Source organism: Chroococcidiopsis sp., assembly GCF_051657925.1.
Taxonomy (GTDB): Bacteria; Cyanobacteriota; Cyanobacteriia; order Cyanobacteriales; family Chroococcidiopsidaceae; genus Chroococcidiopsis.
This window is the reverse complement of the sequence record NZ_JBOFLP010000342.1, coordinates 1-25257: the sequence shown is the minus strand read 5'-3', so window position 1 is coordinate 25257 and position 25257 is coordinate 1. Positions and strand designations below refer to the sequence as shown.

At 43.7% G+C, this 25257-nt stretch carries 19 protein-coding genes and 1 pseudogene; 13 read left to right on the top strand and 7 right to left on the bottom strand.

The genetic code is table 11. The annotated features are described in order from the left end of the window. Positions 1-148: 148 nt before the first annotated feature. Positions 149-793: pseudogene (holA, locus tag ACRC32_RS27320) on the top strand (DNA polymerase III subunit delta); the annotation flags it as partial. Between the two features lie 325 nt (positions 794-1118). On the opposite strand, the gene ACRC32_RS27315 reads toward holA, so the two are convergent. The 4 genes from ACRC32_RS27315 to ACRC32_RS27300 all read right to left on the bottom strand — a co-directional run bounded on the left by ACRC32_RS27315 (position 1119) and on the right by ACRC32_RS27300 (position 4135). Beyond that, entirely contained in the window at positions 1119-1538 is a 420-nt protein-coding gene (locus ACRC32_RS27315) for a retroviral-like aspartic protease (protein WP_438556929.1), read from the bottom strand. Next, positions 1531-1791 (bottom strand): hypothetical protein, encoded by a 261-nt coding sequence (locus ACRC32_RS27310; RefSeq protein ID WP_438556928.1) that lies wholly within the window; start codon positions 1789-1791, stop codon positions 1531-1533. The genes ACRC32_RS27315 and ACRC32_RS27310 overlap by 8 nt, the downstream gene beginning before the upstream one ends. A 174-nt stretch (positions 1792-1965) precedes the next feature. Then, complete coding sequence (locus tag ACRC32_RS27305; protein ID WP_438556927.1) at positions 1966-2868, bottom strand: hypothetical protein; 903 nt, start codon at positions 2866-2868, stop codon at positions 1966-1968. 310 nt (positions 2869-3178) lie between these two features. Then, positions 3179-4135: an IS630 family transposase gene (locus tag ACRC32_RS27300; RefSeq protein ID WP_438556926.1), complete on the bottom strand. Its 957-nt coding sequence runs from the start codon at positions 4133-4135 to the stop codon at positions 3179-3181. Between the two features lie 153 nt (positions 4136-4288). On the opposite strand from ACRC32_RS27300, the gene ACRC32_RS27295 reads away from it, so the two are divergent. The 4 genes from ACRC32_RS27295 to ACRC32_RS27280 all read left to right on the top strand — a co-directional run bounded on the left by ACRC32_RS27295 (position 4289) and on the right by ACRC32_RS27280 (position 6462). Then, positions 4289-4594: a hypothetical protein gene (locus ACRC32_RS27295; RefSeq protein WP_438556925.1), complete on the top strand. Its 306-nt coding sequence runs from the start codon at positions 4289-4291 to the stop codon at positions 4592-4594. 31 nt (positions 4595-4625) lie between these two features. Continuing rightward, positions 4626-5528, top strand: coding sequence for a DUF6753 family protein (locus tag ACRC32_RS27290; protein WP_438556924.1), 903 nt, complete (start codon positions 4626-4628; stop codon positions 5526-5528). Between the two features lie 295 nt (positions 5529-5823). Further along, the gene (locus tag ACRC32_RS27285; RefSeq protein ID WP_438556923.1) at positions 5824-6111 is read left to right on the top strand and encodes a hypothetical protein; all 288 of its coding nucleotides are present in this window, start codon (positions 5824-5826) and stop codon (positions 6109-6111) included. Continuing rightward, complete coding sequence (locus ACRC32_RS27280; RefSeq protein ID WP_438556922.1) at positions 6112-6462, top strand: type II toxin-antitoxin system VapC family toxin; 351 nt, start codon at positions 6112-6114, stop codon at positions 6460-6462. Here the strand turns inward: ACRC32_RS27280 and ACRC32_RS27275 are convergent. From ACRC32_RS27275 to ACRC32_RS27265, 3 genes are all read right to left on the bottom strand, one after another. Further along, positions 6436-7278 (bottom strand): ABC transporter ATP-binding protein, encoded by an 843-nt coding sequence (locus tag ACRC32_RS27275; protein ID WP_438556921.1) that lies wholly within the window; start codon positions 7276-7278, stop codon positions 6436-6438. The genes ACRC32_RS27280 and ACRC32_RS27275 overlap by 27 nt on opposite strands. A 97-nt stretch (positions 7279-7375) precedes the next feature. Then, positions 7376-8425, bottom strand: coding sequence for a FecCD family ABC transporter permease (locus ACRC32_RS27270; RefSeq protein ID WP_438556920.1), 1050 nt, complete (start codon positions 8423-8425; stop codon positions 7376-7378). Then, a complete protein-coding gene (locus ACRC32_RS27265) occupies positions 8422-9411 on the bottom strand; it encodes a FecCD family ABC transporter permease (RefSeq protein ID WP_438556919.1) in 990 nt (329 codons plus the stop codon). Before ACRC32_RS27265 ends, ACRC32_RS27270 begins: the two co-directional genes overlap by 4 nt. A gap of 356 nt (positions 9412-9767) precedes the next feature. On the opposite strand from ACRC32_RS27265, the gene ACRC32_RS27260 reads away from it, so the two are divergent. The 8 genes from ACRC32_RS27260 (at position 9768) to ACRC32_RS27225 (ending at position 25192) form a co-directional block, all read left to right on the top strand. After that, the gene (locus ACRC32_RS27260; protein ID WP_438556918.1) at positions 9768-10025 is read left to right on the top strand and encodes an acyl carrier protein; all 258 of its coding nucleotides are present in this window, start codon (positions 9768-9770) and stop codon (positions 10023-10025) included. Positions 10026-10126: 101 nt separating this feature from the next. Then, complete coding sequence (locus ACRC32_RS27255; RefSeq protein WP_438556930.1) at positions 10127-10525, top strand: holo-ACP synthase; 399 nt, start codon at positions 10127-10129, stop codon at positions 10523-10525. 16 nt (positions 10526-10541) lie between these two features. Further along, positions 10542-12104 (top strand): benzoate-CoA ligase family protein, encoded by a 1563-nt coding sequence (locus tag ACRC32_RS27250; RefSeq protein WP_438556917.1) that lies wholly within the window; start codon positions 10542-10544, stop codon positions 12102-12104. Between the two features lie 96 nt (positions 12105-12200). Then, positions 12201-13520 carry a salicylate synthase gene (locus tag ACRC32_RS27245; protein WP_438556916.1) on the top strand — a complete coding sequence of 440 codons (1320 nt, stop codon included), beginning with the start codon at positions 12201-12203 and terminating at the stop codon, positions 13518-13520. Between the two features lie 295 nt (positions 13521-13815). After that, entirely contained in the window at positions 13816-14277 is a 462-nt protein-coding gene (locus tag ACRC32_RS27240; protein WP_438556915.1) for a holo-ACP synthase, read from the top strand. 20 nt (positions 14278-14297) lie between these two features. Further along, the gene (locus ACRC32_RS27235) at positions 14298-15806 is read left to right on the top strand and encodes a 3-oxoacyl-[acyl-carrier-protein] synthase III C-terminal domain-containing protein (RefSeq protein ID WP_438556914.1); all 1509 of its coding nucleotides are present in this window, start codon (positions 14298-14300) and stop codon (positions 15804-15806) included. A gap of 38 nt (positions 15807-15844) precedes the next feature. Continuing rightward, positions 15845-19303, top strand: a complete 3459-nt coding sequence (locus ACRC32_RS27230; RefSeq protein WP_438556913.1) for an amino acid adenylation domain-containing protein — start codon at positions 15845-15847, stop codon at positions 19301-19303. 111 nt (positions 19304-19414) lie between these two features. Continuing rightward, on the top strand, positions 19415-25192 hold the full coding sequence (locus ACRC32_RS27225; protein WP_438556912.1) for an SDR family NAD(P)-dependent oxidoreductase: 5778 nt from the start codon (positions 19415-19417) through the stop codon (positions 25190-25192). The last annotated feature ends 65 nt before the right edge of the window (positions 25193-25257 follow it).

Below are 25257 nucleotides of genomic sequence, written 5' to 3'. Positions count from 1 at the left end.
AGATTTTGTGGCGATTTATCAAGTATCAATGGATTGAAATAGATGCTTACTATAGTTGGGAAACTTTTGTCGCATCTGTTGAAAGAATTCTCAGAGAATTTGGAAAAAAGTATGTAATTAATTTTGTCTAACTACTTATCATACCTTCAGCCCGACGCAACTCGACGAAGCCTTAAATGCAGCTCGCACGCCAGCCGTTGCCGATCGCCTAAAAGTGGTAGTAGTCGAAGACTGCAATTTCAATTCTGTCGGTCAGTTTGGGGAGCAGCAGTTCGAGCTATTGCAATGCCTTCCCCACTTACCACCAAACACCAAACTGGTATTCACCGCCGCCTCATTAGACAAACGGCTGAAAATTGCTAAATTCCTACTCAAACACGGGCAATTGAAAGAATATCCCTTACTCCCACCTTGGCGCACTGACCTAATCGCTCAATCGATTGCAGCGCGATCCAAAGCCATGAAGCTGTCGCTGTCTAAGCCAGTCGTCACTTACTTGGCTCTGGCGATCGGTAACGACTCCGCCAGGGCAGCATCAGAGCTAAACAAGCTAACGATCTACGCTCAAGGCAAATCCCTAAGTCAATCGGAAGTAGAGGCTTTAGTCCCTTGCCATACTCAAACCAGTTTTCAATTGGCAGAAGCAGTCAGATGTGGCGATTCAACTAGGGTCGTCCAATTAACTCATGACCTTTTGTCTCGTACCCAAGTGCCACTAGCGCTCGTTGCTACGCTCCAGACCCAATTTCGGACTTGGTTATGGGTGAAAAGTGTCCTCAAAGACCGAGTATGACGGAAAGATGCAGAAATTGCCCAATTATGTGGAATTGGCAATCCCAATCGGCTCTACTACCTCAAAAAGGATGTTGCAGCCGCTTTTATCAAAGCCTTGACTACTGCTGCGATCTGGTTGTTTGAACTGGAGGTTGAGCTAAAACAGGGTGCAAGCACAAAAGTCATGCTGCCAGCTTTTCTCAAAGTAGCTCGATTGTTTAATTGACAATAATTTACTCGTTAACGGTAGAGTTGTGCGGCGGCAGGTAGCCTCGACCTTTCACCGACAACCTCCGTACCGTCCGCATAGAGGGTAGTGTTGGGCTGCTGGCTGCACGATCGCGCTATTTTGTTCTTGGACGCAACTCAAAAGCAAGATCGGCACGATAAAAACACACATCAAACTCCGCAAAGAAATTCATGTGACCCAGAATTAACGGAGCTTCTCTGGATTGTGTCCAAGCAAAAGCCAGCAAAACAGAGGGAAACTCGGCAACTGTGGCTGATAACACCAAGCCTCGCGCCTCCATCTGGGCTAGATTACCGCTCAACTGGATTGGAACTGTCTGCTCTTCCCAGACTACTCCTAATTGCAAACCGATATCGTAAGGCAACACGTTGACACTTGCGCCTGTGTCTAGCAAAGCCATAGCCTCAAAAGACCGATCTCTGTAGGTCAACGCGATCGCAAGATAAGGCAAGGTGCTAGATAGACCAAAACTATTGGTACGCTCGATAAAAGGAAATCGCTTGCCGTCAAGCATCGCCTGCTTGCCTTGCCGCTACTAAAAGCTCTGAAAGTGTTTGAGCCGCTTCGTGTGCTTCGTAGGGCGACCATACAACCGCTTCAGTAGATGCTAACTGCATTAGTAGCACTCCTTCTTGGGATTGACTATTAGTTGCTTCTAGCTCACAACCGTCTTCTTTTGCTACCGCCAGCAGAAGAAAATGGATGAGGCGTAGCTTATCTTGGTGAGATAGTTGACTGACAGCAGGAAGTAACTCAGACAGGGGCATAGGCGACAAAGACTATTTAATTATTAGCCTAGCTTAATTAGGGATGGGTGTGTTTTGCTCCAACCGAGGATCTAAGCAGCCTAATGTTTGCGCTGACTGGACACAGATAACCCTCGCAACTCAACCAAGTTTGCTGTGACGTTCCGGTACAGCGCGATTGTTAGCTAGAATTTCTCACCGATCTGACTCACCAAGTTTCCAGGGTTGCTGTCTCCACCCTAATCTCCGTTTCGCTGATGAAGTATCCACTTGAGGCATATGAATCTCCACAAGCTCTACAGTTTCTTGAACCGATGCTTCAAGTTGATTGACCGCTACAGAGGGTTCTTGATGAAACAAGTTTTCGAGGCGAGCAGCAAGATTCTCAGGCGCAATCTCCATCTGCTCAATAAACCTGCTCATCCGCTTGAATTGGAATGTGGAATAATACAAACGATTTAAGCCAGACAACACACCGAGAAGGTTTTGGGCTGACTCAACTAGGATTTGATAATACCAAAGTGTTGTATCTCGCTTAGCCAACCGTTCCTGCATTCCCCAAATTGCAAAGAACTTGAGATAATGCTCAACCATCTTCTGCACCAGCCCATCTGGATAATTCGCAATTCTGGCTTTCCATTGCTGGATGAGTGGTTCGCCGTAGAGTGGAATTCCGACTAATGTTCCAGACATAGCTTTCACCAATGGAGATTGAATATCATGCCCTTCTAAAATATTTGAAATATCCTTCTTCCATTGCGCGACCGTCACATGACCAAATTGGCACTCGACACCGTTCACCAAATAACTCTCGGCAAACCCGCCCTCTTTTTGATCGCCCAAAACCCAAAGTCGCTCTGAACCCTGATTCTGTTGACGTGCAAGCTTTAATTCTTCTTCTGAGGGCAATTCGTCATAATAAATACTCATGTCACAATCCGAGTATTCGTCACCCAGACCTTCTGCGACTGAGCCTGCAACCATTGCAGCTTTAGTTTTCGGATTGACGATATAGGCTTTGACATTGCGCTTTGCCAATTCCAACAGGTATTGATTTCTATCTGTCATGGATTTTTGTGTCTGGATAGAGCTATACATCCATGATGCAGCACTGAATTTTTCCAGCTAACGGTTAGCCTGTTTTTGATAGACGCTAAGTTAACGATCGACAGGCAATTTCCACCTCGGATAAAGTCGATCAAACGTTTCACGCTGCTGCTTAACCCTCTTTAATCACATTGGTGAGAGTAAATTCTGAAACCTGCTCTACAGAAGGATTTCTTCTAAAATGCTCTAAATGAAGTCAGATATTAGAAAATCAAGCTTGAAAGTCACACGGGATAGGCAATCTCAATTTAGAGTTAGATTTTTCCTTCTTTAAAGTGATTAAAGAGGGTTATAGCAATTTTCAATTGGGTGGAACATAATAACAGCAGTGAGTAAACCAGCCGATTATACCTTTATTCGTGATTAGATTAATGGCTTCACTAATAGAAGAGTCGAGTTCTTTACAAGTCCGAGCATCAGTAGAGCGTAAAAATTCTTTGAGTTTTGACCAACCGTTTTCAATCGGGTTAAAATCAGGAGAATAAGGAGACAAGAATTTCACTTTGGCTCCAACAGATTCAATAGCTTTTCTAACTTTTATGGCTTTGTGAGCGGGTAAATTATCCATCACTACACAAGCTCCAGCCCAAAGCTTAGGTACAAGTACTTGCGTTACATAAGCAAGAAATGCTTCTTTATCTGTCCATCCTTCAAATGTGAAAGGAGCGAAAAATCCTGTTGTAGCAATTGCTCCGATCGTGGTGACATTTTTGCCGCGATTATAAGGAGAATTACTATCAGCTCGCTGACCTTTTTTCGCTCTGGCATAACGACGAGTCATAGCTAGATTGACCCCAGTTTCATCAATAAAAACCAAATCTTTGAGGGGAACTTCTCCAATGGTTGTCCAATACTGGCTTCTCCATCTTTGTACTCGTTCGGATACGGCTTCATGAGCATGAAGAGTCTTTTTTTTCCTAGTTAATTCCAATCTCTGTAAAAGGCGGCAAATAGTTGGAATACTTACTTCTATCCCAATTTTTTCGGTTAATTGAACGCTTAACTGCTGTAAGGTAGCATCGTTATCTTCTTCTACTAATTGACTCAGTATATCTATTTGTTGAGAGTTGAGTAAGGGAGGTTTCCCTCCTCCATGAGGATTGGGTTCTACGCTTGAATAAGCTTCATAGCGTTTTAAAAGCCGACTAACAAAACTGTAACTTACCCCAAATCGAGCGGCTAGCTGACTAGTTGATTCATTTGTCTTGTGCTTAACTTCGATAATTTTCCGGCGTAAATCTGTTGAGTATGGCTTCATCTGTTAGTTTTACTAGGCTTTTCTCCTTTTTCTACTTTCATCTACTCAATTGAAATTTGCTATGAAGGAAAAATTCGGCATATCCTGGTTCGTAACCTGGGACTGCAAGACGATTGGTCGCACGTTTTCGAGCGTAAAGAACTCAAAGACCTGATGAGTAAATACAATATTAAAGCGATCGATTTGCCCAAATTCAGCTACCGAGAGCGAGACTATATCGATGAATATCGGATCTCATTTGCCCAAGCGAGGGGACTCAATGAATTGGGAGTTTTAGGGTTACAGCGCATCCATAAGTTTCTCAAAGAAGCGTATGCAAACATTGACCAAACCGAAGTGTGGAGTAAGCCAGTGAAGTCTACTCGGTCTGCTTCTAAGTCCTCTAAATTAAGCACTTTAGCTGCTGCAACCGCTGAAACTTCAGCTACTGATGCCCAAGCCGTTGTGAGTGGCAAGTAACTAATTACAGTAAGTAAACAGAATTCGATCTATGGTAACCAAGCCGCAAGTTGATGATGAAAACGAATTTACAGACGATGAGTTGGACGACGAGGACATATCTGAGTTATTGGACGAAACAGATACAAACGCTGCAATTGAGCCACCCACTGCTCAAATATCTAATAAGGCTTCAGTATCCGTTATCCCTAATGGAATGACCCGTGAAGCGGTTGACCGACGTAAAAGGAAGCGATTGCTCTACGAACGACGGCGTAAGCAGCTCGATCGCACGATCCTGGCTTTAGCCCTGCGGGGAAAAGATGAGTCGTTCAAAGCCAAGGTCTACGAAATTGTCATCCAAACCGGACTCGATCCCGAAGACCCAGCTTTTCTGCTGCTGATCGCCACGGGGCGATTAGAGTTGCTGCTGGAGGAATCTCCCAAAGAGCTAGAAGCTTTGTTCGACCAATGGACTCAAGGCATTCACGCGCAACTGCAAAACTACCGAGAAGGACTGGAGGAGCACTACGAACGAGCAGCACTCAAAGCTCAAGAGAAGGCGATCGCCCAATCGGTGCAGGCGCTGATCCAAAAAGCTGCCATTGACAAGTTTTTGCACTCCATTAATGCCATTTCCATTGCTGCTGGAGCTGTACTGATTTTGGTAGCAGGGGGACTGGGTTGGTCTTTGGGTATGGGATGGACGACCTGGCAACAAGCACGGGTGGAGTATGCCCCTGGCAAACCTCGCCAGCTCACCCTAGAGGAAGCCACAGCCTTGAAGTGGGCAACTAGCTCCCAAGGGCAATTTGCCCGCAACTTGATGAGTTGGAACCAAACCCTGCTTGCCCGACAGGGGTTTAGCCGCAGCCGACTGTGCGAGCAAGATGCCAAACAGCTCGGTATCACGCTGGAGTTGGAAGGACGGAAAGCCAAGAGGGGTGTGACCTGAATCTGATGTAAAAAACCGAAACCATTGCAATGAAAGTATTTGTGCCATTGACTATAGCAGACTGATGAATTCCCATTTTTGTTCTTTTAAGTATTTGGCATCCTTCGCAGAGCAAGAAAAATCTTGAATTAAACAGAACATCTAATTTTGGTCACATCCCCCCTTTTGGTGCAGCACCCTTAAGCTATAGGATAAGTAAAATAACAGAAAATAACAATCTCTGTTATTACAAACAGAGCACTGCTGCACAGTTTGTGCTAGTGGTTCACGAGCAACATACACGGGTGATGATGCTATGGCTTTACCCCCTTCTTTCAAACAAGCACACAAGGAAGATTTGGAGGCGATCGTCCAGATTTTGGTGAAGATTGCAAACCGCCCTGCCCAGCAGATTAAGCCGCATCTTGATACAATGCTCGAGCAGCTTCTTGAACCCGAGGAGCGCCCCTTCTATGAGACTGCAACCCCCCAGGAGTGGGTAAGTGCCTTTCGTGAATGGGTAGAGAGTCATCGGGGGTTGAATCTTCCTCCCCTTTCTGATGAAGCTATCAGCCGAGAAAGTATCTATGGAGAAAGAGGCTAAATGCCTTTCCTTGCAGATACAAACCTGCTTCTACGGAGCGTCGATCCAAACCATCCAATGAATACGGATGCTGTAAATGCCATTAACAGACTGCGGCAGCGCAGTGAGCAAATTTATATAGTGCCGCAGAATTTGATTGAGTTTTGGAACGTATACAAGTGTCCTCTGGAAAGGAATGGACTAGGACGCACCGCAGCCGAAGCTGAAGCGAAGGTGAACCGCTTGAATGCGCTCGTCTGCGATTTATGGAGAGTGGGAGCGTCTTGCGATTGTTCGTGGTGCGGATCGGAGTCAACATTGGTTGTAGAGTTTCGATCGATTGCTTCATTGAGTGCTTTGCTTCGCCTGTGACTGCCTGACAATAACTTTACGTCCTATGGGAATGCACATCGGCGTTCCAGCTACAGGGTCTGCCACAATCTTACTTTCTAGCCCAAACACCTCTCGCAGCATCGTTTCTGTCATTACCTGTGTGGCTGTGCCTTGGGCAAACACCTGCCCGTCGCGCAAGGCGATCAGATTGTCTGCATAGCGACAGGCTAAATTGAGATCGTGTAAGACCATGACAATCGTTCGTCCACGATCGCGGTTGAGATCGTAGAGTAAATCGAGGACTTCAATTTGATGGGCAAGGTCAAGAAAAGTAGTCGGTTCATCTAGTAGCAAAATATCTGTGTTTTGAGCTAAGGTCATGGCAATCCAGGCACGCTGTCGCTGTCCGCCGGAGAGAGTATCAAGCGGTCGCTCGGCAAAAGGTGCTAAATGAGTCATGGCGATCGCCTCTTTAAGCATCTGTTCGTCTTCCTGCGACCACTGTTGCAGCCAAGTTTGATGCGGGTAGCGCCCTTGAGCAATTAATTCTCTCACCGTTAATCCCTCTGGTGCGGATGGGCTTTGAGGAAGGATGCCAATCCGCTTGGCGACTTCTTTTGTGGGAAGCTGGGCGATCGCCTTGCCGTCAAGATATACCGTACCACTTTGCGGCTTCAGTAAGCGAGCCAGTCCCCGCAGCAGGGTAGACTTGCCACAGCCGTTAGGACCGACCAGCGCAGTCATTTGTCCAGTTGGAATGGCGAGGTCGAGACTCGCTACGACCGAGTTTTTGTCGTAGGACAGGGTTAGTTTACGGGTTGTTAAGGTGTAGGAACTATCGATTTCGGTCTTCATCGGTGGCAATCATCTGCTGGAAAATTAAGGGCTGACGCAGCTGCGGCTCAATCTACCGATGAGAGTCACAGACCTAAAGCATGAGAGCGAGTAACCATCAGCAAGATCGCCCATGACGATTTCGATACAACAGATAGAGAAAATAGGGCGCACCCACAGCAGTGGTGATAATACCGCAGGGGAGTTCGATCGGGGCAAACAGCGATCGCCCTACTAAATCTGCTAGTACCACGATTGCACCTCCCATCATGGCTGCGGTTGGCATCAACCCTTCATGGGAAGATCCTACCAGCATTCGCCCCAGATGCGGCGCAATTAAGCCGACAAAAGCAATTGTGCCAGCGGTTGCCACTGCTACCCCAGCCAAAGCAACGCTAGTCAGTAACAGCAAGCCACGCTGCCACTCTACTGCACTTCCTAAACCTCTGGCAACGTCATCACCCAAGTTCAGGATGTTGAGCTGCTGTGCCAGCATCAACGCTAGCGGTACTAAAACAATCAGCCAAGGGAGGATGGCGGCTACGTGTTCCCAACTACGTCCATAGACGCTACCTGCCAGCCACACTGAAGCTTGACTGACACTATTAATTTCCCCAAACGCTACCATCAAGTCAGTGAAAGCCGAGGCGACCGCCTCTAGTCCAATCCCAATCAAAATTAATCGGATGGGAGAACTGCCTCGATCCCAAGCCAATAAGTAAATTAGTAAGGCAACAACTACAGCACCACCAAAAGCACTCCAAGGCAGGAGATACATCGGCGCTGACGGTAACAGTACAATTAAACTTACAGCCGCTAGACTAGCACCAGCGGTAAAGCCAATAATACTAGGGTCGGCTAGAGGATTGCGCGTTAGCCCTTGCAAAATCGTCCCAGAGATCGCTAGCCCCACTCCTACCAAGAAAGCAACTAAAGTTCTAGGCAGTCGCAGTGTATTAATAATGAAAGCATAGTCGGGATTGTCCCAACCGAGTATAGTTTTTACAACCTCTAGCGGCGGAATTGGGTATTCGCCTTGTCCGATACTCACAACCATCGCGGCTAGCGTGACGATCGCTAGTGCCAACAGTACTACTGGTACTCGCCGATCGACACGGAAGGATATGCCTAGGCAGCGAGAACGGATAACTAGCCAGCCTTGATTCATCGTTTTACCTTCGATCGTGCCAGATAGAGGAAAAAGGGAGCGCCGACTAAAGCAGTCATCACGCCCACAGGTAATTCTTGCGGTGCTAGGAGTACGCGACTGGCTAGGTCGGCTAAGAGCAATAAAATCGCTCCTACAATTGCCGCATAGGGGAGAATCCAGCGGTAATCTACACCAACGACAAAGCGGACGATGTGAGGTACTACCAAACCAACAAACCCAATCGGTCCGGCGATCGCCACAGCACTGCCTGCTAATAGCACTACACTTACGGCAGCGATCGCTTTTACCCATAGAGTATTTTGCCCCAAACCTTTCGCTACATCCTCGCCTAAATTCAGAACTGTAATTTGTCTGCTCAAGGCAAATGCGATTACTAGTCCGATCGAGATGTATGGCAGCACTTGGATTAACATACTGAAGTCTCTGCCAGCAATTGACCCAGCTAGCCAGAACCGGATTTCGTCTAGCGTGCGTTGGCTAACAATCAGGATGCCTGTAGTGAATGAATAGAATAAAGCCGTGAGAGCAGCGCCCACAATTGTGAGATTTAGGGGAGATAATCCGCCGCGACCGAGAGAAGCTAGCCAATAAACCGCGATCGCCGCCAGCCCTGCACCAATAAAGGCAAATCCAGTGTAAGTATTTACCGAAGAACTACCAAATAGAGAAATCGTCGTGACTACTGCTAAGGATGCACCTGCTTCTATACCTAAGATGGCTGGATCGGCTAGAGGATTGCGCGTTAGCCCTTGCATAATTGCTCCGGCAACAGCGAGGGCAGATCCTACCAAGATGGCAACAAGCGATCGCGGTAGCCTTACCGTCCGAACGATCGAGTGGTTAGCTGAACCGTCAAAATTGGTCAGTGCAGCAAATACAGTGTTTAAAGGAATGTCAGCCGCGCCATAGGCAACGCTGGCAATCAGACACAGCAGCAGAGCGATCGCCCCTAAAAATAAGCCAATAAGCAAGGATAGTCGCAATTGATTACGGTAAGAATAAAAACCACTTTAAACTTATTGCAAGTTTTTTTCAACTTTGATCGATCTATTAATATTCGCTCGTTTGCCAATTGGCTTGACTCCTAGCTTCTGGTTCTCAGTTAATGATAAAAATTTTTAATAACTCTTGAGAAAATCACAAAATATCTTAATCGGAGCGACTGCTGTTTTCCAGTTAAAGATGGTACTATCTGGATTGTAAGTTTATTAAGACTAATTCTCAACAAAGTCTGAGTTTGAAACAACTACCGTAGTTAGCAGAACAGTATCAAAAAGATAACTGTTAATTGCTAGCTGTAAGAAATTGTTGAGGTTGAGGTTGGAGGTTATTTCATCCAATGGATACTGTAAAAGCGATGAGCAATCTTGAGGACATACTCAAAAATCTGGGAATTCCAGCAGAGTTAATACATCCTAATGCTTTGCTTCATCGGGATTTGCAGCTAGATTCGACGGAAACGATTGAAATTTCTCTGGCATTAAAACGCAGACTGGGAATTAAGGTTAAATTAGAAACTCGTCAGGACAAGAGTTTAGCTGAGGTCTGTACTTTAATCGAGTCAGCCATGTCAAAACAGATGGAAACTCAGAACTAAATTCAGACTCGATTGTTGAGAATTATTTTATCTAGTGGGAATAGGTTAATGAATACGATTAGTATTAAGACCTTGCCAAAAAAACTGCCAAAAAAACTCAAATTAAAGGGATTGGCGTTGACATTGCATCCATACCCAGGATTGCTAGGTTAATCGATCGCTACGATCGCGAAACCTTAACAATGATATTTACTCCCCAAGAACAAAACTATTGTCAGTCACTGAGTAATTGCGATCGCGTGGCGCTTTCCCCAAATTGCGCTTATGCACTCTGTTTTGCCATCAAAGAAGCCGTAGGCAAAGCTTTAGGTATTGGTTTAGTGGGAATCGACTGGAATGAAATTGAAGCAGACCTCACCCAAGAACAGCCAGCAGTTTGTTTGCACGGACGGGCAAAAAATCAAGCTCAAAGACTGTGTATTCAACAGTGGTTAGTTGACTGGTGGAAGTGGCAAGATTGCGTGGTGGTCAACGTTTTAGCTCTCTCTACAGACCTATAAGACTTAAAAGATTTCAATGAGTAAGATTCGCGAACAACGACCCGATACTTTTAACATTGCTGCCTATTTGCTTGAGAGCAATTTAGAGCGAGGAAATGGAGTAAAAATAGCATTTTGCGATCGCGATAAGACTTATACTTATTCGCAGTTAAATAGTCTCGTCAGACGTAGTGCTAAATTACTGATTGAGCTTGGTATAGAAAGAGAAAATCGGGTTGGTATATTATTACCAAATCGGGTGGAATCAGCGATATTTTTTCTCGGAGCAATTTGGCTAGGTGCTATACCCGTACCAATTAATCCTGCTTGCTCTTTAGCAGAAATTAACTACATTCTCCAAGATTCTCGCCTCAAAATTTTACTAACTAGTCAAGCATGGCAAGAAAAACTATCTCCTTGTTCATCAGATTATTTACGTCAGGTATTACTTATTGATGGCGATCGACCATTTTTATCTTTACTTGAAGATTGCCCAGAACTAACAACTTGTGCGCCAACATCACCCGATGAAGCAGCTTTTTGGCTCTACACTTCTGGTAGTACGGGACAACCGAAAGGGGTAATTCACGCTCATCAGAGTGTATTAGTTTGCGTCAAACAATACGCTGAAGCTATCCTGAGCTTAAATGAAAAAGATATTTTCTATTCTGTTGCCAATATCGCTTTTGCCTATGGTTTGGGTAACAGTCTTTATTTTCCATTAGCGATCGGTGCAACTTCAGTGTTATCTGATGCTAACAATGCTTTTGATATTATCGACGATATTCAACGCTATCGACCGACAGTATTTTTCGGCATACCTAGTGTCTATGCCAAAATCTTAGAGTTAAAAGAAATTGCTGCTTTGGATTCATCATCGCTGCGCTTATGTGTGTCCGCAGCCGAACAACTACCGAAAAGTATTTGGCAAGAATGGACGCAGGTGCATGGTTTAGAAATTTGTGAAGGAATAGGAACTACAGAGTTTTTGCATATATTTCTCTCTAATCGCTTGGGAGAATCTAAACCAGGAAGTTCTGGTTGTCCCATCCCTGGCTATGATATTCGAGTTGTTAATGAACGAGGTCTTCCCTGTGGAGTTGACGAAATTGGCGAACTAGAGGTGAGAGGTGAAAGCCTCATGTTGGGTTACTGGAATCAACTACAAAAAACGCGCCAAGCTATCTACGGAAACATGATGCGAACTGGAGATAAATATAAACGCGATCGCGATGGTTTTTTCTGGTTCATGGGACGAGGCGATGATTTATTTAAAGTTAACGGTCAGTGGATATCGCCTTTAGAAATAGAAGAAGTTTTGCATCAGCATCAACAAGTGTTGGAAGTTGCAATAACACCAGAATATAACGGCGGCGATCGCCTGACGGAGATTGTTGCCTATATCAGCTTAAAATCTGCACAACAGCCTAGTATTGAGATTGAAAAAGATATTCGTCAGTTTGCCAAACAGCATTTACCTCATTTTAAAACTCCCAAACAGATTTACTTTGTGGAGAGTTTACCTCGTACCTCTACAGGAAAAATTCACCGTCTTTTGTTGAAACAAAAGCAGTTCGATTTATTAACAGCGAACAGTTAACAGCAACCAGTTAACAGTTAAATCATTTACCCGAACTCAATTAATGATAACTGATAACTGATTTAACCGCTTAATTATCAATTAAATGACAAGCTAATGGTAATAGAATTTAAAACCGCAATTAAATATCGAGAAACTTTTGTTCCTGGTCAAAGGGAAGCGATTGTAGTTCTCAACAATCTCCTACAAGCTGGCATTTTTACTCAATATGTCATGTATGAAGGAAAAAACGAAGTTCGCATTGCTGGGGGTGAACTGGCTAAAGTTGTCGTTACTCAAGATAAGATATTACTTGAGGGTGCGGGAAAATCCTCTGTAGAAGCAGTCAGCGATCCCTTTAAACAGGTAGAGACACTTTTAAACTCATTACCGATTGAAGATTGGACAGCGTATGGCTATACGGCTTTCGATCTAGCACGTTTTTATTCTTCTTATGCCAAAGTCAGCCAGCAGTCTTTATGTCATTTTTTAATTCCTGAAACCGAGTTGCACTTTACCAAACAAGGAGTACGAATTAAAACCACTCAGTCATTAGATTTGGTCAGAAGACAACTATTTATCGAGTCCCAATTACCAAATTATCAGGCAACAATTTTCAATATTAACGAAAGCGATCGCGAACAGTATCAAAACTGTGTTAGTACCTTAATTGAAGCAATTAAAAATGCTCGTTTGCATAAAGCGATTATTTCTCGCTCCGTTAAATTATCGGGAAAACTAGATATTTTAGGAACTTATGTTCTCGGTACTAAAACCAATAACTCTGCTCGTTCTTATTGTTTAAATCTAGGAGATGTTGGTGCGGTGGGTTTTAGTCCCGAAACTTTGATGGAAGTACGAGATGGTTTTGTTATCACCAACCCCTTAGCAGGAACTAGACCCCGTGGTGTCAGTATTGAGGAAGATATTAAATTTAACAACGAGTTATTTACTGATGCCAAAGAAGTGAAAGAACATTCTCTTTCGGTTTGGCTAGCACAAGATGAAATTGCTGCTGTTTGCGTGCCAGAAACGGTGCAAATTTTAAACTTTATGGAGGTTAAACAGTATCGTTGCGTGCAACACCTGTCATCGAGAGTCGGGGGTCAACTCAAGGCAGATCATACTCTTTGGGATGCTTTAAAAGTCTTGTTTCCAGGGATTACAGTATCGGGAATTAATAAAGAAAAAGCCCTAGAGTGGATCGATCGCCTCGAAACAGAACCGAGAGGAATTTATGCTGGTAGTATTGGTTGGGTAAACAGCCAGGGAGAAGCAGATTTAGCGATCGCAATTCGCTCTGTTTATCAGTATGGCGATCGTATTCATTTGAATGCAGGGGCAGGAATTGTTGCCGAATCAGTTCCTCAACATGAGTATATTGAGTCTATCAACAAGATGAATACTATGTTGAATAATTTGGTTGTTAAGGATTAATTACTGAGGCAAAACGGAATAGTTTAAGCATTGACAATTAATTTCATTCGACTCAACCATTTAGTTAGGGTGCTGCTATGTATGAAAGTGATTTAAGAAGTTTAAGGGTTGATACGGTTCGAGCGAAAGTTTTAGAGCCTCGAAGATCCCCCCTAGCCCCCCTTAAAAAGGGGGGAATAATGCCCTCTGTCAGTGGAACAAGCCTCCCTTTTTTATTGCTGGAACAATGCCCCCTATCAGTGGAACAATGCCTCCCCTTTTTATCGCTGGAACAATGCCCCCTATCAGTGGAACAATGCCCCCCTTTTTAAGGGGGGTTGGGGGGATCGAGTCTTATCCTAACTGTATTGGTTTAGAGGCGAAGGAATCTCAAGATTTCAAACCGCTGAATCATAGCCTGCAAGTATTAGAGATTCAACCATTCAAAAACCTTTTAAAAAGAGAAGGAGAGCATTTCATCAAGCAACACTACACAAGTATAGAATGTAACATTCCCGAGACTGGAGAAAGGCAAATTCAATACTTAGCTGGTCGTTTAGCTGCTAAAAAAGCAATTGCAACAGTTGTAAATAAAAACAATAATCGAGTGGATTTTTGGCTCGATATTGAAATTCCCAGATTGCCAACAGGTCAACCTTCAGTAATCTTGCTCGGTCGGTGTCAAGAAATAGCAACAAAACTGGGGATCGAGCAATGGTTATTAAGTATTAGTCATACTGCTACCTATGCTGTAGCCAGTGCGATCGCAGTAATTTGAATCAAGTAATAAGTTTTAATATGTCTACTACAACAGTGCCAATAGGTATCCGTTCCCTAGCTGTTAGCTTTCCTAGCATTATCCGTACTAACGATTATTGGCAACAAAAATATCCTGAGATGTTGCATCCAGAGCTAAAAAGAAACAAAAGAAGCTCGATTATATCTAGTAACGAGGATGATGGTTTCACTCTTTGGTCGCAAGAGGTTGCACCCTATTTGTCTGACCCGTTTCGAGGTAATGTAGAACGGCGAGTACTGGGTGAGAATGAATCTTCTTTAGCAATACAATGTCAAGCAGCAACGGAGGCGTTAGCAGCAGCAAAATTGTCAGTTGAAAAAGTAGAGGTGGCGATTGTAGCTTCCCTGTTTGCCGATCGCCTGGGGATGGACAATACCACTGAGCTAGCTCGAAAATTAGGGTTAAATTGTCCTGCATGGAATCTCGAATCAACTTGCTCTAGTGCTTTGGTAGCGCTGCAAAACGCCTGCGCTTTAATCCAGACCGGAGAGTACGGTAATGCCTTAGTAGTTGTCTCGCAGTTTGGCTCGAATACTGTTCGAGAACGAGATACGCTTGCTTGGTCGATGGGGGATGGTGCGGGAGCTTTTGTCGTCGAACGACTCAAACCAAACCAAGGAATTTTAGCTAACAAAATAGTTTCTACATCTGCTACCTACGGTGCATACTCTCACAGTCTAGAGATTGACGAAATAGGTAAACCGCGAATAATAACGCAAACGGGAGAAAATGCTAGCAGTTTAGCAGAAACAGCCGTCGATTTTGTTCGTACTTGCTGCCAAGAAGCTGCGGATAGAGCAGGAGTCAGTTTAGCAGAGATCGATTTTTTTGCTTTTAGTACTCCTACGGCTTGGTATGCAAACGTCTGCACTAGAGCTTTAGGTATCGAACCAGAACGCACTATTAATCTTTATCCTTACTACGCCAACATCGGAGCCGTTTTTCCCCTCGCCAATCTTTACCATGCGGTTAAAGAACAGAAGATTAGAGAAAACAGTTTAGTTCTCGTCTATACTAACGGTGCATCAGCCACCGCAGCAGCAACAATAATGCGTTGGGGAGATGTCGCCTTGGGGACAGCACCAGCACCTCCAATTACTACCCGTGATACTAGTATCCAACTACAGCAACAGCAAATAGAAAAAAGCGATCGCACGGAACAAAAACTATCAAAAACAAAAATTTTAGCTGTTCCACCCGAAAAACGAGAGCAAATAGTAATAGAATATTTAATTGAATGGCTCTCCAATTCTCTACAGCTTTTACCTGAAGAAATTGCTCGCGATCGCCCTTTAATAACGTGGCTTGATTCCTTAATGGCATTCTCTTTGAGAAGTCGCATCGAAGCAGACTTAGAAATCAGAATACCGATTGAAAGTTTCTTTGGCAACAATAATTTAACTAATCTGAGTCAGCTGATATTAGAACGACTAACTCTCAGCAATCTAGTCATCTCTCAGTCAGTAAATAGCGATCGCGAATCGGAACGAGAAACATTGAGTTTGTAAATTTAAGTCAATCGAGAAAACCAATATTTGACTAAATCATGAATTTACATTTACTTTTGAACGCGCTCTCTAACCAAGGTGTAAAACTAGCTGCTAATGGAGATTCTTTAGCTGTCGATGCTCCCAAGGGAGTCTTAACTACAGAATTGCGTGACTCATTAATTCAGCATAAAGCCGAAATTTTAGAGCTATTACGTCAAAATAGCCTTAACCATACAACTTTACCCACCATTGTCCCAGAACCATACAATCGCTACGAACCATTCCCCCTAACTGATATGCAGCACGCCTTTTGGATGGGTCGCAGTGGTGTATTTGAGTTAGGTAATGTTGCCAATCACGGTTACTACGAAATTGAAGGGAAAAATTTAGACTTAGAAAGATTGAATGCAGGACTGCAAAAATTAATCGATCGCCATGATATGCTGAGGGCAATTGTCCTACCAGATGGACAACAGCAAATTTTAGAAACAGTTCCTCCCTATCAAATTGAAGTTTTAGATTTACGAGGTAAAGAGCAAAAAGAGATCGAGTCTGAAATAGAAATTATTCGCGATCGCTTGTCTCATCAAGTTTTACCAGCAGATCGCTTTCCTTTGTTTGAATTTTGCGTCACCTTGTTAGATGAAGCACGTTTTCGCTTACATATTAGTTACGATTTGCAAATATTTGACGCTTGGAGTTTGTTTCGTTTATTTGATGAGTGGTTTCAACTCTATCAAAATCCCCAGTTAGAATTGCAACCGTTAGAAATTTCCTTTCGCGATTATGTACTGACAGAACAAAAGATTCAACAGATCCAATTGTACGAGCGATCGCAAAATTATTGGTTAGGTCGCCTCGACAGCTTACCCCCCGCTCCTGACTTGCCTTTAGAAAAGCGTCCTAGCGAACTGAAACAGCATTTGTGCAAGCGTTATGCTGGACGAATGGAGCAAACCCAATGGCAGCAGTTGAAACAGCAAGCAGCCCAAGCTGGTTTAACTCCTTCTGGAGTGTTACTAGCTGCTTTTACAGAAATTTTGACAGTTTGGAGTAAGAACCCTAAGTTTACGATTAGTCTTGCTCTGTTTAATCGTTTATCACTGCATACCCAAGTCAACAATCTTCTGGGAGACTTCATCTCTGTCACTCTACTTTCAGTAGACAATTCCAATTCCGATCCATTCACCCAAAGAGCTTTCCGTTTGCAGCAACAACTATGGCAAGATTTGGAACACCGCTACTTTAGTGGTGTAAGGGTGATGCGAGAACTAGCGCGGCGAAAGGGTACTGCTCCTAGCGCAATTCCGATTGTATTCACCAGCACCCTCGGTTTAGATGCACTCGGTCAAGAAACGTCCACCTTCAGTCATTTTGGTAAATTGGTTTATGGTATCAGTCAAGCTTCTCAAGCCTGGATGGACGTGCAAGTCTGGGAGGAAAAAGGAGAATTAACCTTTAACTGGGATGTAGTGGAAGAACTCTTTCCCCCAGGACTGATTCAGGATATGTTTGGGGCTTATTGCCAGTTGCTTAAGGATTTAGCCTCTTCGGAAGCTGTCTGGCTAGAAACTAACAGACAACTGCTTCCTGCTAGCCAGTTAGAGCAGCGATCGCTCGTTAATGACACGGCTGCACCGATTTCCGAACAGATGTTACACACTTTATTTACCACACAAGTAGCAGCAAGGAAAAATGAACCTGCGGTCATTTCTTCCCAGCGCCACCTAACCTACCAAGAACTGCACGAACTATCGAATCAGGTGGGTCATAAGCTGCGATCGCTAGGTGTATCTGCTAACCATCTAGTAGCAGTGGTGATGGAAAAAGGATGGGAGCAAATAGTAGCAGTTATGGGCATTTTAGCTGCCGGAGCTGCCTACGTACCGATCGATCCGAATTTACCTCAAGAACGTAGAGAGTATTTACTCAAAAATAGTCAGGTCAGCATTGTTTTAACTCAATCTTGGCTCAAAGAAAAGCTGGCTGACTCTAAAGAGATCGTCATATGCTTAGATAACCAAGATATAGCTAATGAAAGCAAACAGCCATTAGAACCGATCCAAACCCCCGACAATTTAGCTTACCTCATCTACACTTCTGGTTCTACAGGAGTTCCAAAAGGAGTCACGATCGCTCATCGTGGTGTTGTCAATACCATCATCGATATCAACCAACGTTTTCACGTTACTCCAGGCGATCGCGTATTGGCTTTATCTTCCCTCAGTTTTGACCTATCAGTTTATGACATTTTCGGTACTTTAGCGGCTGGGGGAACAATTGTAGTTCCTGACAGTTGTAGCGATCGCGACCCTGCTCATTGGGCTAATGCGATCGTGCAACACCAAGTCACCATCTGGAACTCTGTACCAGCCCTCATGCAGATGATGGTGGATTATGCAGCCGACAACTCTCAAGTCTTAGCAAATCTGCGTTTGGTCTTACTCAGTGGAGATTGGCTACCACTCACCTTACCCGCACAAATCCAAGCATTAGCAAAAGATGTGCGAGTCATCAGCTTGGGCGGGGCAACGGAAGCATCGATCTGGTCGATTCTCTATCCGATTGAAACAGTCGATCCAGCTTGGAAAAGCATCCCCTACGGTCGTCCGATGGTCAACCAACGTTTTTACGTACTCAATGAATTACTAGAACCCTGTCCTGTGTGGGTTGCAGGAGAGCTTTACATCGGCGGAATTGGATTAGCTCTGGGTTACTGGCAACAAGAAGCTAAAACCGCAGCTAGCTTTATCACCCATCCCCGTACTGGCGAGCGATTGTATCGCACGGGAGATCTGGGGCGTTATCTTCCCGATGGCAACATCGAATTTTTGGGTCGAGAAGATTTGCAAGTCAAAATTGGCGGATATCGGATTGAATTAGGGGAAATTGAGTCAGTATTAATTCAACATCCCGCAGTAGATAAAGCGGTAGTAGTAGTAGCAGGTCAACAATTAAACGAGAAACGGCTCGTAGCTTATGCAGTCGTCCACCAAGAAATTTTTTGTCACGAATTGCAGTGTTTTCTCCGAGAAAAACTTCCAGAATATATGATTCCATCTGCTTTCATGTACCTGGAAAGTTTACCGCTCTCAGCTAATGGAAAAATCGATCGCCGTGCGCTCCCCAATCCAGAAGTTCTACTGCAAGAATTTGAAATTGCCTATGCACCGCCTCAGAATCAGTTGGAACAAACTATCGTTACAGTTTGGCAAACAGTACTAAACTTAGAAAAAGTAGGCATCGATCGCAACTTTTTTGAAATTGGTGGTAACTCCCTAGCGATCGCGCAAGTTTATACCAAACTCAAAACTGCTTTACCTAATGAAATAGAACATTATACATCTATAGTCGATTTGTTTAAATATCCCACAATTCGTTCCCTCGCCAAATACTTAGACCAAGTCCAGGAAACAGTGCCAGAAGCAGAAAATCCAGAATTAGTCAAACAACTGACAGCCGGAAAAACTCGCCTCAAACAAAGATTACAAAAATCAAAAACTAATAATTGGTAATTGGTAATTGGTAATTGGTAATTGGTTTTGATATTCGAGCCAAAACAAAAAAATACCTATTTCCTAAAACGGATTTTATTTATCCGAAAACTTTTGGTAGATGGCATAATTATGACACGAGAAATAACTGGTTTAGAAATAGCTGTAATCGGAATTTCAGGGCGCTTTCCCAATAGCAAAAATGTTGAAAGCTTTTGGGAAAATCTCGTAACTGGAAAAGAATTAACCTCAATTTTTCCTGAATCTAGTCACAGGCAAGCAACCGCGGCAGGGGGTATACTCGAAGATGTCGAATTATTTGATGCTTCATTCTTCGGCTTCAACCCTAGAGAAGCAGAAGCGATAGACCCTCAACATCGCTTATTTTTAGAATGTGCCTGGGAAGCTTTAGAAAATGCAGGCTATGACTCCGAACGAGAATCAAGACCAATCGGAGTTTATGCAGGAGTAGGCATCAGTACTTACTTGCTCTATAACCTGAACCCCAACCAAGATTTAATAAAATCTAGGGGTTTTGTACCCACTCTAATAGGAGTTGATAAAGACTACCTCCCCACTCGTGTATCCTACAAATTAAACTTGACTGGACCTAGTGTTAGTGTCGGTACAGCTTGTTCTAGTTCCTTAGTTGCAGTTCATTTGGCGTGTCAAAGTCTGCTTAGTGGAGAATGTGAGATAGCTTTAGCTGCTGGGGTTTCTATTAAAGTTCCTCAAAACGAATCAACCTTGTCTCCAGGGGAAATTGCTTCTGCTGATGGACGATGCCGAGCCTTTGCTGCTGGAGCAAATGGTACGATTGGCGGTAACGGTATTGGGGTGGTGGTTTTAAAGCGTCTCGAAGATGCGATCGCAGATCGGGATTATATTTACGGAGTTATCAAAGGTTCGGCGATCAATAATGATGGTGCTGTTAAAGTTGGTTACACAGCCCCCAGTCAAGCAGGTCAAGCTAAAGTAATTCGATCCGCTCAAATTATGGCGGAAGTAGAGCCAGAAAGCATTTCCTATATTGAAGCTCACGGCACAGGAACTACTTTAGGAGATCCGATTGAAATCGCTGCATTGACCCAAGCTTTTCGAGCCAGTACCGATAAAAAAGGCTTTTGTGCCATTGGCTCGGTGAAAACTAATGTCGGGCATTTGGATGCTGCGGCGGGGATTACAGGTTTAATTAAAGCTGTTCTGGCACTCGATCGCCAATTGCTGCCTCCCAGTCTTAATTTTGACGCTCCTAATCCTCAGATTGATTTTGACAATAGCCCATTTTACGTCAATACCAAGCTTTTTGAATGGAAAACCGACGGCAGCCCTCGTCGCGCTGGAGTTAGTTCCTTCGGGTTTGGCGGTACAAACGCCCACGTAATTTTAGAAGAAGCACCCCCCAGACAGTTATCAGTTAACAGTTATCAGTTATCAGCGAGAAAATATCATATTTTGGTTGTTTCAGCTAAAACTAGTTCTGCATTAGAAACTGCTACTACTAATTTAGTTAATTACTTAAAACAGCAGCCAGAAGTTAACCTCGCTGATGTCGCTTATACCCTACAAGTTGGTCGTCGGGTATTCGATCGCCGTCGGATGGTTATTGTTGAAGACATTGAGGATGCAATCGCCGCTCTGGAGTCACCCCAAAGAGTTTTAACTCACGTTCAAGCATCAAAGAATCGCCCTGTGGTGTTTATGTTTACAGGTCAAGGTTCTCAATACGTCAATATGGCGCGAGAACTCTACCAGACTGAGCGGGTATTCCGTCAAGAGTGCGATCGCTGTTGTGAATTACTTCAGTCTCAGCTCGGATTTGATTTGCGATCGTATTTGTACCCAATAGCAGCAGAAGCGGAACGAGCAGCACAACAGTTACAGCAGACAGCAATTACTCAACCAGCTCTGTTTGTCATCGAGTACGCTTTAGCTAAATTATGGATGTCTTGGGGAGTAAAACCCGTAGCGGCGATCGGTCACAGCATCGGGGAATATGTAGCAGCTTGTATTGCGGGGGTGTTCTCCCTAGAAGATGCCTTGGCTTTAGTGACAGCACGGGGTCAATTAATGCAGCAGCAACTACCAGCGGGAAGTATGCTGGCGATCCCGCGACCAGAAGCAGAGGTACAGCTCTTGCTGGGTCAAAACTTATCTCTAGCAGTAATTAACGGCACATCTGACTGTGTAGTTTCAGGAACGACAGAGGCGATCGAAGCACTACAAGACCAATTAGCCGAGCGAGGAATAGATTGCCGTCGTCTCCACACTTCCCATGCCTTCCATTCCCAGATGATGGAGCCAATCTTAGAACCATTCCAAGCACGGGTCAAACAAGTTCAGCTCAGTCCACCACAAATTCCCTACATTTCTAATGTTACGGGTACTTGGATTACTACCGAGGAGGCTACCAACCCTGCTTACTGGGCTGCTCATTTACGGCAAACAGTACGCTTTGCGGCAGGCTTACAGGAGTTATTTAAACAAAGCGATCGCATTCTTTTAGAAGTAGGCACTGGTAGAACTTTAAGTAAATTAGCCAAACAGCATCCAGATAAGCAGCCTCAACAAGTTGTGTTGAACAGCATACGCCATCCTAAAGAGCAACAATCCGATGTTAGGTTTTTGTTGAATACATTAGGACAACTTTGGTTGGCTGGAGTACAGATAGATTGGTCGGGATTTTATGCCCACAAAAAACGCGATCGCCTACCTTTGCCCACTTATCCTTTTGAGCGTCAACGTTATTGGATCGAACCGCCACAATCGGTAGCTAAAGCAGAACCACCACAGCTTTGGCACTCTTTGGTAGAGACTGGTATTCGGGCTAGTAAGGAAATAAGAGAAGGCGATCGCCAAACTTATTTAAATAATCAGCAGTTGTTGGACGCTCTATGCGCTGCTTATATTAACCTGACTTTAAGGCAGAATGGAGCTTTTAGCAATCTCGAACAGCAATATAGCTTGGAAGAATTGTCTAAACAATGTCAGATTATTCCTCGCTATCAACCATTGTTGGCTCGATGGTTACAATTGCTGGCAAATCGAGGTCAGTTACAACTAGTGGGGGAGAAATTTACTAATATCGCACCATGTTCGAGTGAATCTGTTCGAGATCTTTTAGAAAAAGTCAGGGTTAATTGGACATCTCCTAAAATGTTAGATTTAGTTAGGCAATGTGGCGAAAATCTAGCAGATGTTATTACTGGTCAACAAGAACCATTGCAATTTTTTAAAGGTTTGCTGTACGAATTTGACCGTGCAGAAAATACCAGTCTCAAATCTCCTTATCATGCTCAATACAGTGCGATAATACAAGCTATTTTAGGACAAGCAGTAAGCTCTTTGTTACCGCAAAAGAATTTGAGGATTTTGGAAATTGCTAGTGGGGTGAGCTACGTTACAGAGGAATTAATTCCTATATTACCCGTATCCCAAACCAGCTATACTTTTGCAGATATCAGCGGTTCTTTTGTCAATGAAGCTCAGCAGAAATTTAGCAAGTATCCATTTGTTGAATGTCACTCTTTAAACCTCGATTGCCCTTTGTCAGAACAGGGATTTTCCCAAAGTGGTTTTGATGTCATAGTGGCTGTTAAGTCACTCCATACAGCGAAAAATATAGCAACAATTTCAGAGAATCTTCGTTCTCTATTAGCTCCTGAAGGTGTGCTTTTAATTTGGGAAAAAACCCAAGCAACATTAGATTTTGACATAACTTGGGCTTTATTGATAAATCCTTTACAGGAATCTATTAGTTTAGAAAATCCTTATTTATCTAAAGAACAGTGGCAAAAAGCACTTCGTAGCAGCAAGTTTGTTGAGGTAACTTTACCTGAAAAAGCTTCGGGAGAACATATTTTTCTAGCTCAAGCTGCAACCAAGCAACAAAACACCCGTCAAACATCTCAAGTCGCATCAGGTAAAAAGCAAGATATCGCTGACTGGTTTTCTATTCCCTCGTGGAAACGCTCGATATTACCGCAGCCGATGCGATCTCAAGTTAAATTAACTCAATCTGAATCTTGGTTAGTATTTGTAGATGAATCGGATTTAGGAACGCAAATATTACAGCAGTTAGAGCGTGAGGGACAAGAAGCGATCGCGGTGCGGATTGGCAAACAATTTAGCGATCGGAGCAGTTGTCAAAGTCAAAAGAGCTATACAATTAATCCTGAAAGTAGGGATGACTACAACGCTTTAATTGAAGAATTGCTCAATTTAAATTGGATACCAACTAAGATTTTACATCTGTGGAGCATTACACCTCAAAATCAAATTGAAGCAGGCGATCGCGTTCAACAACTAGGATTTTATTCTCTACTGTTTCTCGTCCAAGCTTTATCAAAGCAAAGTTTGACCGATTTAGAAATTGCAGTCATTAGCAATAACCTTCAGTCAGTTACGGGAGAAGAAATAATCTCTCCAGAAAAAGCGACTTTACTCGGAGCAATTAAAACCATTCCTCTAGAATACCCAAACATTCGCTGCCGTAGCGTTGATATTATCTTTTCAACTGGGCAAGACGAGATCGTAGAACAATTATTGACAGAACTTTCTACTTCATCCTCCAACCAAATTATTGCTTATCGTGGGAAACATCGATGGGTGCAAACCTTTGAACCCGTCAGACTGGAAACTCAGGCAGAAGACGCACCCCAGTTAATGAAAGGTGGAGTTTATTTAATTACGGGTGGATTGGGTGGCATTGGCTTAGTCATGGCAGAACACCTAGCACGAACACTAAAAGCTAAATTGATTCTCTGCGGACGTTCGGAGTTTCCTCAGCGCCACCAGTGGGAACAATGGTTAACTGCTCACGAACAGAGCGATCGCGTGAGCGAACAGATTCGCCAAATTCAGACTTTAGAGCAACTGGGTGCAGAAGTTTTGGTATTTAGTGCCGATGTCAGCGATCGCCAACAAATGCAAGCAGTCGTAAACCAGGCTCGCGATCGTTTTGGTCAGATTAACGGCATCATTCACGCAGCAGGAGTAGCAAAACCTGGGAAAATTGAGTCTAGAAGCTTAGAAACAGTCGAATCAGTTCTAGCTGCTAAAGTGAAAGGTGTTTTGGTGCTAGAAGCGATTTTTCAAGATACGCCACTAGATTTCTTGGCGCTGTTCTCGTCACTCAGTTCTATTTCTGGTGGATATGCAGTAGATTACGTAGCTGCCAATGCGTTTTTAGATGCCTACGCTCACTACCGCACCGCTAACCATAACTCATTTACTGTCGCGATCGACTGGGATAACTGGCAACAAATAGGTATGGCTCTCCAAGCTGAAGTACCAGCAGAACTAAAGCCGTTTTATACCGAAAATCAGAAAAACGGCATTACTGCTGAAGAAGGAATAGATGCGTTTAACCGTATTCTCAGATATCGCTTACCTCAAGTTATTGTTTCTGGACGGGACTTGCAAGTTGCGATCGCACAACACCGTGCTGCTAAAGCGATCGACAGAGAAGCTGAAGTGACTCCGACTCAGCACTTTTACCCTCGTCCTAACTTAAGTAATTCTTATGTCAGTCCCCGCGATCGCGTTGAGCAAATTCTTGCCGATCTGTGGCAACAACTACTCGGTATTGAAAAAGTAGGCATTCACGATAACTTCTTCGAGCTAGGTGGAGATTCTATTCTCAGCTTCCAAGTGGCATTAAAAGCTAACCAGAGTGGTTTGCAACTTCACCCTAATCAACTATTTGAATATCCAACAATTGCAGATTTGGCAAAGATAGTTAGCGCTCTACAGACTACAGAGAAAACTGTAATAACCGAAAAGAGTGATTCTTCTCAGTCTGCTAGAGTTAATGAGAAAAAATCTTTAGACTTCCCAAAAATCAATTTGTCTCAAACAGAACTGAATAAATTTTTGAATAAACTCAACCGTAAAGAAAGTAAGAACTAATATGAAAACCGAAAATATTCAAGATATTTACGAACTATCGCCAATACAGCAGGGAATTCTCTTTC

What these genes read in the sequence shown, in the direction of transcription:
- ACRC32_RS27315 (WP_438556929.1), bottom strand. Translation starts at nt 1,538, where the DNA reads ATGCTTGACGGCAAGCGATTTCCTTTTATCGAGCGTACCAATAGTTTT.
- ACRC32_RS27310 (WP_438556928.1), bottom strand. Translation starts at nt 1,791, where the DNA reads ATGCCCCTGTCTGAGTTACTTCCTGCTGTCAGTCAACTATCTCACCAA.
- ACRC32_RS27305 (WP_438556927.1), bottom strand. Translation starts at nt 2,868, where the DNA reads ATGTATAGCTCTATCCAGACACAAAAATCCATGACAGATAGAAATCAA.
- ACRC32_RS27300 (WP_438556926.1), bottom strand. Translation starts at nt 4,135, where the DNA reads ATGAAGCCATACTCAACAGATTTACGCCGGAAAATTATCGAAGTTAAG.
- ACRC32_RS27295 (WP_438556925.1), top strand. Translation starts at nt 4,289, where the DNA reads ATGAGTAAATACAATATTAAAGCGATCGATTTGCCCAAATTCAGCTAC.
- ACRC32_RS27290 (WP_438556924.1), top strand. Translation starts at nt 4,626, where the DNA reads ATGGTAACCAAGCCGCAAGTTGATGATGAAAACGAATTTACAGACGAT.
- ACRC32_RS27285 (WP_438556923.1), top strand. Translation starts at nt 5,824, where the DNA reads ATGGCTTTACCCCCTTCTTTCAAACAAGCACACAAGGAAGATTTGGAG.
- ACRC32_RS27280 (WP_438556922.1), top strand. Translation starts at nt 6,112, where the DNA reads ATGCCTTTCCTTGCAGATACAAACCTGCTTCTACGGAGCGTCGATCCA.
- ACRC32_RS27275 (WP_438556921.1), bottom strand. Translation starts at nt 7,278, where the DNA reads ATGAAGACCGAAATCGATAGTTCCTACACCTTAACAACCCGTAAACTA.
- ACRC32_RS27270 (WP_438556920.1), bottom strand. Translation starts at nt 8,425, where the DNA reads ATGAATCAAGGCTGGCTAGTTATCCGTTCTCGCTGCCTAGGCATATCC.
- ACRC32_RS27260 (WP_438556918.1), top strand. Translation starts at nt 9,768, where the DNA reads ATGGATACTGTAAAAGCGATGAGCAATCTTGAGGACATACTCAAAAAT.
- ACRC32_RS27250 (WP_438556917.1), top strand. Translation starts at nt 10,542, where the DNA reads ATGAGTAAGATTCGCGAACAACGACCCGATACTTTTAACATTGCTGCC.
- ACRC32_RS27245 (WP_438556916.1), top strand. Translation starts at nt 12,201, where the DNA reads ATGGTAATAGAATTTAAAACCGCAATTAAATATCGAGAAACTTTTGTT.
- ACRC32_RS27240 (WP_438556915.1), top strand. Translation starts at nt 13,816, where the DNA reads ATGCCCCCCTTTTTAAGGGGGGTTGGGGGGATCGAGTCTTATCCTAAC.
- ACRC32_RS27235 (WP_438556914.1), top strand. Translation starts at nt 14,298, where the DNA reads ATGTCTACTACAACAGTGCCAATAGGTATCCGTTCCCTAGCTGTTAGC.
- ACRC32_RS27230 (WP_438556913.1), top strand. Translation starts at nt 15,845, where the DNA reads ATGAATTTACATTTACTTTTGAACGCGCTCTCTAACCAAGGTGTAAAA.
- ACRC32_RS27225 (WP_438556912.1), top strand. Translation starts at nt 19,415, where the DNA reads ATGACACGAGAAATAACTGGTTTAGAAATAGCTGTAATCGGAATTTCA.